Raw genomic sequence first — 14,376 nt, 5'->3', positions numbered from 1 at the left:
TCAAAAAAATGTTACCGAAGATAGCAAAAAAATGAAGACGAAAACAAAGTAATAAAGGAATTATTTGACGGGGATGATCCTCTTTATGAGGATGATGAAAATAATAGCTCTGATTTTGATGAGCAAATTGAAGCATGTTCATCGGACGAAGATTTTTCAGAGGATGAGCAGTCTGAAAATGATGATTCTAACCGAGAGCACTCTCTGGGACTAAGAAGTTAAATTTATTCTATAAGGGGTTCTAGCCCCTATACCAATTTTTTACAACATTGGTATAGGGGCTAGAACCCCTTATATGGAATTAACCTCAAATTGCAAAAATTTATAGCCAAGGGGAGCCTGTTCTCACAAATCAGTTTGGAATGTGACTATTTTGGGATGTCAGTATAAAAAAGATACATCGACTAAAATTGACTGGTACATCCCCGACCGCTAATAAAAAATGGCCAATATAAAATTTATCTGTCATAAAACTAGCTACGATGCGATATTGAAGAGTTAGCATTGGAACGGCGTTGTTGGCCTATTCGACTCCTAGATAACAATGATAATATTTGAACATATCATTCAATCTATGATCAGATTTAGATCTGTTTTTATACGCCCAATTTCAACAAAGGTCATTTTATGCTTACAGATTCCTATTTAATAACAAATTTTATGGGTATATTTAAAACAATGAATACTCAAGACCATGCATCATCAAAATCTTAACCCGCTTAAACTAACTGAGCATCAAAAGGTTTTTTTGATTTAATACACCATAAATGATATGGATAAGCTTTCGGATAGCAGCATAAATAGGCCCTTGGGGAGCAATGGAGGGGCCAACCGATTCAATGTTCCTGACTCGACCCGTTATAACCCATGATTCCTCTCTTGCTCTGCAATGGGATGAATCGTGGGTTGATTTAGCTCTTGCCGGGCACCAAACTGGTGAAAAAAGGTGGGGTCTTCATACTTTAAAAGGCGTAAATGCCGTTCACGAAGAACGTTCATTGTAGTGGATTTTGACCAGGATTTTCCTGTATTTTCACAATAAAATGCTTCAATCAATACAGGGCCGCAGCTGCTGAGGTCCGTTTGTGGTAATACGTTCGTTGAATACTCAATACTCATTCCATCCGCTATTAACCGGGCTTCCTGTAAATCTGCATAAAGCAGAGTAATGTGCTTAAGTTTTTCCTGCTCAGAAAGAAACCCATCAAAATAAATGAGTTTGTTAATTGTAGAACCTACCCAATTGATTTGCATTCCTACCCAATGTTTTTTTTCGGCGTCATTAATAGGAATCAATACGCGAGCTTGAGTGTCTTCTGTCAACGCAGCGTGTATTTTCCAGCTCTTCAATGTCTCTCCTATGCGCGCATATTTTGAAGAACTTTCCAGTTGCACTGCACTCAAGCAGATTGTCGACAGAATCCCCTTCATGCGATATTCCAGTATTTTATTAATGTCTTCAGCTTCATAAAAATAATTTTGATTAGAAGGATAATAATTTTTAGGTTCCGCAAAAATATTAAAGGGCGGCACGCTCATGCGTGGAGAGCGAGCGAAACTGCTGGTATTTTCCTGCATTGCCGAGTTTTCCTTGGATATGACGCTGTCAGTCGCTAATTGCTGGTGGTTTTGCTTCTTCTTGGAGGAGGCTCCATGGAAAAAGCCAATTTCTTTACGTTTTTTTGATGAGGACTTGGTTTTCTCAGATTGAGGTAAAACATGTTTTACGTCCTCTTCTTCCTCTAAATCAAGATGATTTTTAATGCTTTTTAGTTGGGTTTTTAAATTATCGACCACATCCGATGGTATGTTTTGAATACATTTACTAATGTAGTAGCTAAGTAGCGCATTAATAGCGCTTTCTTCTTGTTTGCATTTAGCCGCTCGTCTTAATAAAACAGATGCGATGTGGGCGATGGATTGAGGCGAACGATAAATTGCCAACTTATAAATGAGTGTTTGCATCTCTGCCAGATTTAATTTCATCCATAACTCATCAAGAGTTGCTGATTGAATTAATTGCTCCCTTTCCAGACCAGAGCATGTGTATAATAGCGTAATAAAGTATTTTGCCTCTGAAGAGTTTAAAAGGTCTTCTAGGAACATAGCAGGTATGTGCTTAAAAAAATCATGGACCAGTAAGGTCGAGGGAGAACAGGTATAAACCCAATTACTGGTGTCATTGACACCAACTCTTGGAATTAAATGATTGGCCACATAGGTTTTCAGGATCTTTTTTAACTCAGTACGAAATCTCTCTTCTTGTTGTAGCGCTATGGCATTAAAGAGGGGGATGCAATGAACTAAAGACGATGGGACAGTCACATGTTCTTCTTGAGAGCTGGGTAGTTTCTCCTCTTCGTCCTTCATGTCATGAACAGGAAGGCAAAAGTCATTAATCGAACGTGTATACGGAATAATTTTAAGTGTTCTGTTTCCTTTGGGTGCACGTGCCCCGTTTTGACTTTCGCGCAACTCGTCTTCTTCGTCCCAATTCTCGGTTACCACACAATGGTTATCCTGATCCAGATGATATTCTGGTTCATTGGCTAAAAACTCAGGGGCAAGAGAAATCTGTTTTCTTTGTTGGTTCATCAAGGGGGCTATATATTGGTTATGGATGTCTTGAAAAGAAAGAACATAACCGATTTTATTACCTGTTTTGCGTATAACTCGTCCCACCATTTGCTCTATATCTTGCTCAGGCTGCATCGAATTAGGTTTTCGGGCAATAATTTCCCAGGCTAAATCGGGGCAATCAAAGCCGAAACGCAGTTTTTCTACTGCAATTAAAACTCCAGCATTAGAATGAGCCACAAACTCTTTGAGCTGTTTATCATAATCTTTTTTATTGGCTTTGCTATGAACGGCGTAGGCGCGAATGTTGGCTTTCAGCAAATGAGCACATAAATTTTCGCTCATCTTAATCGATGGTACATAGATAATTCCCTTGGTCTCTGCCAGAGTTAATCCTTCGCCTTCAATGCCTGGATGATATTGATGTTGCAAAAAATCGGGCAAACAGCGCAGGAGCATCTTAACATTAGCCGTTGAATAATCCAGGTTGAAACTACACGCTACAATGGACGCATGAAAAGCGCCATTAAAAGCATCTTGAATGCTCATCGAATACAAAGTATTTGGAATGTTATCCGGTTTGGGAGGGGTGGCACTACTGGCAATAGTGATAGGCGGTGCGTCTTTTTTGGCAAATAACGTACAGGTCCTGCGGACTTGAGGAGAATAAGCATGGTATTCATCAAAAAGGACTAAAGAAGCGGAGGTCACATAAACTTCGTCTTGAGCAATCAATTTTTTGAAACTTTTTTCGCAACAAATGATAATCGTTTTCTGTTGTTTAACCCTGCGATTTTTTCCAAACAATTCCAGACAGACACTTTGGCTATCGCTGGAAAGCTTTAAAACAGCCTCATTAGAAATACTTAAGGCATCGCCTTTCTTGTAGAGGGTGGCATTATAGCGGATTAAATCCTCATAAAATTGATTCACCAGGTTAATGTGCGGTGTGACAATAAAAACTGGCTCATTGTCCATAGATGCGTGCCAGGCCATCAAGGCTAAGGTGGATTGAATCAGGGTTTTACCACTTCCTGTGGCCATCACTAAGCGGGACGGGAATTGATAGGCCTGGGGTACTTGTTGAATGGCTTTTTTTTGATACTCGCGCAGTGTGCTCTTGGTGTAATCATAATGATTAATTAAATTATAAAAATTGGTTTTAAAATCATTACCTTTTAATAAAGAAAGCCTCATTACCGAAGAGGGGTTTTCGTCAATATGATTGGCAGCCGCATGGCAGCGTAGCAAATTGAATTGCTGTAAAAATTGCTCATAACGCGCGTGGCGTTGACGATTGACCTCAATAAGGTTATTTATTGACTCAATAGCGTGGCGTACCTGTTTTTGCCAGGATGGTGGCGCATTCTTTAAATTCACAGGCTCGTCAAAAAAGCATGCTTTTATTCCACTGGCAGCAAATGCATTACGATGCTTTATGGCGCGTACAAGATGAATGTCGCTTGCTGGCAGGGTAGCAAACCCCCGCTCCTTATTCCCTTCAAATAAATAATCGAGAACAATTTGAAAATAATAATCCTCACCCCATTTTCTGGCTTGAGTGGCCTCGGGAAACAAGAAAAATAAGTGTTCTTCCTCTTGAATTAACTCGCGAATACGCGCCATATTAATCATAAAAAATTTAGAACCTAAGGCGGTAGATGCTTTGGGCCGGCCTGAGCCCGTCGCCACACTAATGCAGCCTGTGTCGCTTAAGCGGTGTTTCAATGCGTCAAATAGTTCATGCCAGAATGGGGTAATTTGTAGTGAAGGGGTTACCGCTAAGGTCTTAATGTTGTCATCTAATAAAATGAACTCATTAAGCGCGTATTTATAAGCAAATAAAAAGGCCGCTAGTCGCCTTACGGTAATGCTGCCCAGATGTTCTTGATAATCCCCATTGTATTGGCTGTTCATCTTTTTGATGACCAATAGGTCAAGCGAGAGGGATAGATGAGAGAGGAATGCCGGTAATTCTTCTTCAGTGCAAATAAGCGCTGCTCGGCCTTGTGTTATAGGCGGAATCAAAGCGTTTTCTTTTCTACCCGCACAGATAAAGGTCGTGATGTCCCATGGGTTGGCTTGTTCCTGTAGCGAATATAAATCCATCTCCCAGAGCGAGGTTTGAATAGGATGAGGTTGTACAGGATTGTTTGATCTGGATAGACTGCTTACAGGAAGAAAGGAGAGTTCCTGGTATACTGTTTTTTTAGAATCCGATACCGGAGGAACTGGGCGTTGAGGAAGAGGTTTTTCCGTAAGATATTTAGAGGCAATTCCTGTATCATGATAAAGTTTAATGTAAGGGGGAACCATCGAGCGGAAACCCTGCCGAGGAGTGAATCGGTTTTGTGGATTATTCTCACTGTGCACGATGTTGTTGGAATGAGAGGGAGCTGCTTCAACTATCAGGTTAGGCACATCAGAAGCGGCGTCTACTTTTGAGCGTTTCGAAACTAAAGAGACTGTTCCTTCTTTTTTTGAATTTTTGGGTAGGCTGTCCCGTTTTCTTTTCTTTAATGTGGCGTGGTCAGATTGGGGTGGTATGGGTTGTTTTTCTTTCAATACTTGGGTTAACAACGAAGAAACTGTTTGTCCTTTTTTAGGGCCTTGGGTTGGAGCAATATCTAAATAACCGCTCGCGAATAAAGTCTGGTTCTGAGTTAGTAATAGCCGTCCTTCTTCAGTGTCAGCAAGTAACCACAACACCGTTTTCCCCGCATCAGGGCCTTCCTGTGGATAGGTATTTAAATATGTGCTATCTAATAAACCAGGATGCTTCATTAATAATTGGCGTCCTATGAGATCGGCAGCAAGCAACCACAAAACCGTTTTTCCTGCGTGAGGGCCTTCAAATGGACCAGTATTTAAATTTGCGTTATCTAATAAACCAGGATGCTTTATTAATAATTCACGTCCTTCTTTAGTGCTAACAAGTAACCACAATACCGTTTTCCCCGCATCAGGGCCTTCCTGTGGATAGGTATTTAAATTTGCGTTATCTAATAAACCAGGATGATTTATTAATAATAAAAGTCCTTCTTTAGAATAAAAAGCAAGTAACCACAACAGTGTTATGCCTCTGAAAGAACCTTGAGTTGGTCCCGAATTTATATCGCATTGTTTTAATAAAGCAGGATTTTTAATTAATAATTGATTTCCTATTGGATCGGCAGCAAGCAACCACAACACCGTTTTTCCCGTATGAGGGCCTGCAATTGGACCGGTATTTAAATTTGCGTTATCTAATAAACCAGGATGATTTATTAATAATTGACGTCCTTGTGGAGAGCCAACAAGAAACCATAACACCGTTTTCCCCGCGTCAGAGCCTTGAGTTGGTTGGGCGTTTAAATCGTTTTGATTTAATAAAGCAGGATTTTGAATTAATAACTCACGTCCTTCTTTCGAGCCAGCAAGCAACCACAATACCGTTTTCCCCGCGTCAGAGCCTTGAGTTGGTTGGGCGTTTAAATCATTTTGATTTAATAAAGCAGGATTTTGAATTAATAACTCACGTCCTTCTTTCGAGCCAGCAAGCAACCACAACACCGTTTTCCCCGCGTAAGGGCCTTGAGTTGCTTGGGCATTTAAATTGCTTTGACTTAATAAATCAGGATATTGAGCTAACAATTCACGTCCTTCTTTAAAGTTTGCAAGCAACCACAACAATGTTATTTCAGAGTCGTGCCTTATCTTAGCATTTAAATTGACGTGGCTTAATAAATCAGGATTTTGAATTAATGATTGATGCCCTATTGGAGTGGTAGCAAGTACCCCAAAGGGGATTATTCCTGCCGAAAGATCTTCTGGATCGGCAGCAAGTATCCCCAAGGCGGTTATTCCTGCCGAAAGATCTTCTTTTAATAGTTGATTAAGTTTGTTTTGGGTAAGCAAATTTCGATTTTGATTTAAAAAATTAATACCTGATGGTGTTTTTGTCAGAGCCGATAATAATGTTATATCTATCTCTTCAGGATTCATTTCAACTAATATTTTGGAGTGATTTATTAATAAATTAATGCCGCGAATATTAATTACTAAAAAAATTAAGTTGGTGTAATCAGCATACTTACTTTCGTCAGGATTGTAATATAGTTCATTTAAAAATGAAGGGTTTAATAGCCGAGGATATTTTTTTAGTATCTCTTCAGGTTCTAATGTTTCTATAATTTTTTTTAAATTATGGTCTAGAACAGTTTCTTGAGCAAAACAAAGGGATTCATTTTTTTCTTGCATGATTAATATCCTCTAAGCGAGATAAGAGCCAATCATTTATAATCAAAACCAATAAATATTATTGGTAACCCTTTATGTAATAAAGTCATATTTTAGCCTGATTGTGTTTTTTTGGAATGCGTTGTTTGAGAAACCAATATTTTCCTGAATGGAAATTTAAATTGCCGGCATATAGCCGGTGGGCTAGTAGGTGCTTTTGTTGGTTGGGGGATTCCAGAAGATAAATAAACATTAAGTATCAAATATCCTTCTCCCAAAAGTGGTTATAAAAGTTAAAATCAAGATGCAATCGCGTATTCAAAATTTCCATTTTGGAATAAATCAATTTCAAGATTAACGCATTCTCAACTCAAAATAATTTGGATAACATTCGCGCATAAAAATATTATTTATCTAATTCGAACCCTTCATCCTAATCAAATTAAATAGTTAAGACATTAAAGTAACAAAAAGACTATTGGTTAATAAACGAGATGAAAGCAATGAAAGCATTTCATTAACAATCTAGAGCGTCGTAAGTTTTTATTGAATAAAACTGCTTTCGCATTAGTTAAACACCTGGTAAACGCATAAAACACATTACAAATGTTAAGGGTCGTAAAAATTATGAAAGAAAAAAATGACAACCAAATAAATAGTCAGGAACAGGGCAGTCTGCGTGAAAAAATAGGTCAAGTAGCTGATGTTGTTGCAGATTCAATGGGAAAAATTGGTAAGGCTGCTAAATCTGTCGGTGAGAAAGCTCCTTATGTGGGGCTGATAGCTAAAGGAGCTTCTGTTGTTGGTGATGCGGCAAAAGATACGCAATACGGTATGGGGGAAAGTATTGTTTGTAGCACACTTAGCCTTGGTGCTCAGGCTGTTGTTGGTGGTAAATTTGTTGCTAAGGGCTTGGCAGAAGGTGCGGTTATAGGGGGCTTAGCAGCAGGGGGGCCGATACCCAATCCCTATATTAAAGGAGCGGGAGCAATTGTTGGGGGGATAGGTGGTGCCGCTGCTGCTTCTGCATTGGTTGCGCCTGTTGTTAAACCTATTGGAGAAGCTACTAAGAGGGTTTGCCATGCAACCTTTGATTGGTTATATGACCGAAATCGTACCCAAGCTGATACGCCGAAAGAGCAACAAAAACAGGCGGCACAAGATCATGCGGTTGAAACAAAATCACGGTATGACGCTACAAACTTGCATGCGCAAAGATATGCATACCAGCAGGTCATGAATAATACGCGCTGTTTTAATTTGCCCTATCAGCCCAGAAATTATAGTGTTAACTCACTACACCTGGCATGGAAGTTGGAACAACAAGCTATTTTAGAGTTTCGACTCCGATATGGTTTTGTTAACCCCTTTATTGAAGGTGCTATCCGTCGACAGGTTTCTGTGAGCTCTTTAAGCTATTTGAATTTTTCAGGTTTATCTGATTTCTCTATCTCGCTGATGGCAACAAATTTAATTAGCAGTTATAACGCTTATAATATTGCAAGCTCGGTATATAGCCAGTGGGGATCTAGTGGCGAAATTGGTGGTGTTGCCACCGAAGTTGCAACAATCAACAATTTAATTAACAGCGAAGCACATGCTAGTGCCGAGGCCTTCTTCCTTTGTTTCCCAGAGAAAAATTTATTTATTTCTGATGCTCTTTTTAATCGCATACAGCATGAAATCCACAATGCTTTTTTCAACCATAAAACCCTGCCTTTTTTCAGCTTGCATTTTAACCAAAAGGGCTTTTTATATCCCGTTATTCATCCTGCCTTTCAGAATACTCTTACTGGGGAACTCATCGGTTTACTTGATTATTGGATGAAGGGATTTTTAAATGGCGGTATTTTTGATGAAGAATTCTTAAAGAAATGGCATGAAACAGCAAATTGCGATGATGTCTTTCTAAGAAGCAAGATGATTGATCTTAAAAAATATTGCAAAGAAAAGCTGCCTTCACTAGGTTATCTCTCACTGCGCGAATTAGAAAGTCGTTATGGAGTGAAAAGTGGCTCTAGCCATTCTGCTTATCAACAGCCATTCATGACCGCGTTTCGTATTATCGCTTATCAAGAAAAAGTCGAAATGCAGGATAATATTTTGCTACCTCACCCTAGCTTTAAAGTGGAATATAGCATTGAGCTCATGCCAGATTACAAACAATACGTCGACTCCTATTTGTTAGAGCATGGCAAATATCCACCTGAATATGAAAAAAACCTGCTTTGCTATGAATTATTTGCTCAAGAAGTTAAAGAAAAAATGCCACAACTGCCTTTCTGTAAGGATTTCTTCAATCTGTTAGGGGTAGCCAATTCTTTATGTTATTACTACACCACCCTTGAGAAAATGGGTAAGCGCCCAGTGCTGCGGCCTTTAGAAGAGCCACATGGTTTTCATTTTCCGAAATCCTTGCCGCCTATACCGGTCCGTTATTTTAAAACCTATCCTATGGCTATCCAACTTAAAGACGTTATGAATGCTTTAAATCAGACCTATGGGCAATTGGTCATGGATAAAACATTTTCTGCGCTTTTTTCAGCCAAAAAAGTTGAAAAACTATCAACCGAATTAGAACAAAAAATTCAAACCATAGTTTTTGCAATGATTAAGGAAAAGCTAACGCCACAACTCTTACCAGGAGAAACAGCAGAAATAAATGAGGATGAGGGTGAAAAAATAGCCCAAATAGTCGCGCGAAATTTATTGCATCAGATTCGTCAGCTTCACGGTGCTATCGATAAGGACGTGAAAAAAACTGCTGAACGCTTAACGAAAGCAGAACAAGTGAATCTTGTTAAGATTGATTTGCCAGGCCGAATTCATTATGTCAAAGAAGGGATAATTAAAAAACAGGCGCTCATAAAAGCACGCTGGGATAATGAGCCTCAACTTGCTCAAACTGAAATTTTTGCAGAAATCCCATCAGAGGCAATGGTAGAAGGAGAGGATGGTGAGTTAAAAAGCTTGCAAGATATAGTTCGTGCTAATTTCGATGACATCAAAAAAACAATAAAAGAAAATATTAATAAGGAGCTCTCAGAGGTTCAAAAGAAAGAAATCATGGAGCTCACTGCTGTCATTGAAGGATTAGAGGCCAATAAGACTGCTGAAATTGCTAAAGTTCCTGCTAATTTACGCGCGCTGAACCAAACAGTAATTAACTCTTTTATTGCTGGAGAAGATGCTAAAATTAAACAGATTAGAGATGCCATTAGCCGAATAAATACGAATTTAGTGCATTGAATACTGATGTTGCTACTCTTTTCAGCAGTGAAAAAGCCACTGTTATTGACAAAATAAAACAAGAAGTACAGAAGCTCTTTGGTGCGGAGGCAGATAAAGAACTGGAAGAGCGCATAGCACAGTATGAGCGCTTAGAAGAAGTGACCACAGAAGCGTTTTGTACTGCATCATTTAAAGAAGCTACAAGAATACTTGCGCTAGTTTATGCGAACGAATCAGAGCGACTCGATGGGCATTTAATTCCGCTGCTGCATTTTACTGACACTTTATTATCCCATAAGAAAATTGCCGAGCAGAGCATGGCGAAGCAATACACACATGCTCTAACCGTTTTTACCGGCGCGGAGCTTGCAAGCAAGACAGGCGATAATTTCCAAATTATTGGTGGTTGCGGTATGGACCTGCCTAATTTAAATGCTGAACCGTTACCCTATGGAGAACGTTTCGCGCAAGCACTTTCTCAAGCATTTAAAGGGAAAAATCAGGAAAAATCGCGATTCAACCATGCAGGTCAATCCTACATTGCCTATCAATTACCTATCAGGGATTTTGACTATATCACTGAAAATACGAATAATCTTGAAGGAGTAGCAGGGCATGGAATAACAAACATAGCTTTACAAGCCATAGATAGTCTGAACGAAGATCCGGTGCTCGTCAGTAAGGTGCGTAAAGAAGCTCTTGAAACCCGAGTAGATGATAGTCATGCAACCTTCATGCATTATAGTGCTACAGCGCTAAGACCTGAGTATTTTGCCGAGTTGATAAAAATAGGAGAGATAGAATCACTACGCTTTGCTGACAATTTTGGTAATTTACCCCTCCACATGGCTGCTCAAGCGGGTAATGTTGATGCGGTTGCTTTGATGCTTGCACGCGCTCCTGAATTGGTCGATGCAGCAAATAAGCGCGATTTAACCCCACTTATGCTTGCTGTACAACACGGCAAGCAAGCGGTGATGGAAAAACTACATCAAGCTGGCGCGAATTTTAATCATTGTCTACCAAACGGTTTATTTCCACTTTATATGGCAGCACAAAAAAACTTTACTCCTTTGGCGCTGTGGATGTTAAAACAGGTACCTCAGTTAGATGTAAATAAAACTTTAGACAGTAAAATGACTACTTTGCATTTAGCTATTCAGAGTGGCGAGGCGGTCTTGGCAAATGAATTAGTTAAGCATGGTGCGCACTGTGATGTGCCGCGTAAATCAGATGGCTTTACTGCCTTGCATTGTGCAGCACAGCAAGGAGAGGTGGATTTGATAACGAGCATGTTGGCTGTTAACTCCAGCTTATCTGTTAATTTAGCCTTGGAATCTAAAAAAACGCCCTTGCATTTAGCAGCAGAAGCGGGGCAGTTTGAAACAGTAAAATTGCTGGTTGGAAAAGGGGCCTTGGTTGATGCTCTGACCTTGCAAAGTGAAACACCACTGATGCTTGCTATTCAAGCAGGTCGGGTTGAACTGGCTAAATGGCTTGCAGAAAGAGTAGCTATTGATTTAGTGAACCAGCAACAGCAAACTGCTTCTCAATTAGCCTTACAATATGCCATGCCAGAGGTTAGTGATATTCTTGTAAGACGTGGTGAAAATTTACATTTGAACGATAAAAAAGGTCGTTCATATCTTTATTTTCTAGTGCGTAATGGTGAATACCAACGTGTTAAGCAGTTGCTTAAAAAAGGCGAAAACTTTGATAAGCGTTTTGACTCAAATAGTTTAACTGTAATCGCTGCTCAATACGGCCATTTTATGATTGTGTATGCCTTGCAAGAAAATGGTATCCCTTATAAAACAACGACCTCTTTGAAACTGTTGGATTATGCGGTTATGGCTAATGAGATTGGTTTTTTACGCGATAAGCTTAATGAGGACGACGACCTTGTTGCATTAACGCTAAAAGCAATCGAAAGTGGTGCGCTTCAATGTCTAAGCTATTTGCTAAAACAACTTTCTGCTAAAGAACTTCAAGAGATTAATTTACTGAACGTTGCAATTGCGACAAATGATGAAAAAATTTGTGCTTTGCTATTAAAGAGCTGCAAAGACATCAATCTCAATCAATCCTTAGATGCTGAAGGAAATGGGCCTCTGCATATAGCAATAAAAAACGGCGCGCACCGTATTCTTCCTATGCTTAAAGAAAGCGGCTGTTTTTTTGCTAAGGCAAACGTAAAAAAACAAACTGCTTATCATCTTGCAGTGCTTCAAGAAGATGCCGATCTATTGAAACGCCTGTTTAAGCTGAGCCATCCGCGGGAGTGGCCTCGTGATTTGTGGTCAATGAACAATCCTAAGCCAACTACTGCTATTGCAAAAGTGCTCACTAAATATGAAATACGCTTGCCTAAGAATGCAAAGCCTGGCTTAACGGCTTCGTCCAGCACAACCGACGCCGAGAAAAAACCTTCTACTACCTTGCTTCCGAACCCACTGCTTAGCAAAAATGATAGAAAAGTAATGAAAAAATTCAAGCAGTGCTTGCAGCGCTTGCAATTTGATAAAGCCCTTTCTTTGTTTAAGAAAGAAAAAATTTTGAGAGAGCTATTTAAATCGCCGAAAGGTGGTTCTTTATTACAACATATTTTTGCCAATATCCATGACATGGCTTCTTTGCAAGCCGAATTTGAAGGTTCCTGTCTCTCTTTAAGTCATATCGATAAGCCTTTGGAACAATTATTAACTGCGTTAAGACAAGCCGGTATCAATCCTGCGTTGTATAAAGCTAAGGATAATGTCCTTCTTGCCATTACGCGAGCAGTTGATGATGAAACAGCTTGTTACCGTTTTGATCTGTTGGCTAAGTTTTTCCCAGAAAGCATAGCGCCTTTAGTTGTAGAGGAGGTATCTAAGGAGGGGAGTCTTATGCACATAATGACAGTAAAATCTTATTATGCGCTATTTGAAAAAATGGATGTCATTTGTAGGCAAGCTAAGATAAGTCAATATAATGGCTTGCAGGAGGCAGTTAAGGCAAATCAGTATGAGTTAGTTAAGCAACTATTGCGTCATTATTCAGTTAATAGCGTTAACCATAAAGGCCAGACTCCCCTCATGTTTGCAGCCGCATCTGGAAATGTAATGTTAATTAATCTTTTGTTAGAGCAGGGAGCAAAGGTTGATCATGTGGATTTACAGGGCAATGGCGTATTGCATTATACTCTGGAAAAACCTTCTGAGGCTGCCGCTCTTACACTTTTGCCGCTAATGAAAAAGCCAAATCAAGCGAATCGCTTTGGTCTTTCACCCATGATGCTTGCGGCCGCCAAAGAATCACTCCCCATTTTACGTTTCCTTTGTGAATCAGGCCAATCAATTCAAGGAGTAGATGAGCAGGGGCGTAATGCACTTCATTATGCAGCAATAAAAGGGAAAGTTAAAAGCATTCAGTATTTAGTGAAACAGGGCTTTAACCTTGATCAACCTGAGTCTCCAGAAAAACCGAATAAATTGGCGAGAAGTTTAAGACGAACGCCATTGCATCTTGCTGCGTTACATGCACAAGAAGAAGCGGTTCTTCTCTTACTTCAGCTCAACGCCGATCCCAAATTAGAAGATAAGCGTGGTTTTTCTTTAAGTGAATATGCGGTTTGTTCTAAAAATAGAGAGATGATGGATCTGGTCAAACTGCTTCCTTTCTACCATAGCAAGGAGCGAAATACGACGCTCTTACATGCTGCTGTATCACAAAATAACATTGATGTTTTAAGCGAGCTGATTCTTGATGACATTAATCTTAACGCCTTAGATAAAAATGGCCGCTCTGCTTTACATATCGCGAGTATTTCTGGTGCTGGTGACGCCCTAAATTGGCTTTTAAAAGGGGGGGATCTGGTCTTGGATTGCGTCGATCAGCTGGGTAAAGCCCCTATACATTATGCGGCACAATTTGGCCATGTTCAGCTAATTGAGTTATTGGCTAAGGCGGGAGCGAAGGTCGATCAATTAAGCGATAAGAAGCTCTCCGCATTAGACTTAGCATGTGCAGAGGGGCATTGCGGGGCTGTTGTTGCCTTATTAAAGCAGGGCGCTAATTTTACCCGCGTCAATTCAGAACGATTAACTCCAGCACAAACCGCTTTGCTAAAAGGACATTTCTCGATTGTCAATGTTTTATTAAAGGCTGGTGATAAGAGTACGAGTTTAGGAGCTTTTTCTCATTTGCCTAGAGAGGAACAGCAACAATTGAGCACCGCTGTAGAGCAATATGCCAAACAATATCCTCGTGTGAAAGAGGGGCTGGTGCAGTATGGTTTTTACAAACAAGCACTCAAAAACCGGCAACAAGTAGTCGCTCCTAATCCATCAAACGCGAATGTATTGCAATAAA

General features: G+C 39.8%; 3 protein-coding genes. 2 read left to right on the top strand and 1 reads right to left on the bottom strand.

Annotated features, from left to right (window positions below):
* Positions 1 to 858: 858 nt before the first annotated feature.
* Entirely contained in the window at positions 859 to 6,816 is a 5,958-nt protein-coding gene (locus tag LDG_RS10075; protein ID WP_006871230.1) for a DEAD/DEAH box helicase, read from the bottom strand.
* 606 nt (positions 6,817 to 7,422) lie between these two features.
* Between LDG_RS10075 and LDG_RS10070 the strand changes: the two genes are divergently transcribed.
* Positions 7,423 to 10,044 carry a hypothetical protein gene (locus LDG_RS10070; RefSeq protein ID WP_006871228.1) on the top strand — a complete coding sequence of 874 codons (2,622 nt, stop codon included), beginning with the start codon at positions 7,423 to 7,425 and terminating at the stop codon, positions 10,042 to 10,044.
* A complete protein-coding gene (locus LDG_RS10065) occupies positions 10,041 to 14,375 on the top strand; it encodes an ankyrin repeat domain-containing protein (RefSeq protein ID WP_006871227.1) in 4,335 nt (1,444 codons plus the stop codon). The genes LDG_RS10070 and LDG_RS10065 overlap by 4 nt, the downstream gene beginning before the upstream one ends.
* The last annotated feature ends 1 nt before the right edge of the window (position 14,376 follow it).

The organism is Legionella drancourtii LLAP12, from assembly GCF_000162755.2.
Lineage (GTDB): Bacteria > Pseudomonadota > Gammaproteobacteria > Legionellales > Legionellaceae > Legionella > Legionella drancourtii.
This window is presented reverse-complemented; position numbering and strand designations above follow the sequence as displayed.

Coding starts and splice junctions, on each gene's coding strand:
- LDG_RS10075 (WP_006871230.1), bottom strand. CDS start 6,816: ATGCAAGAAAAAAATGAATCCCTTTGTTTTGCTCAAGAAACTGTTCTA.
- LDG_RS10070 (WP_006871228.1), top strand. CDS start 7,423: ATGAAAGAAAAAAATGACAACCAAATAAATAGTCAGGAACAGGGCAGT.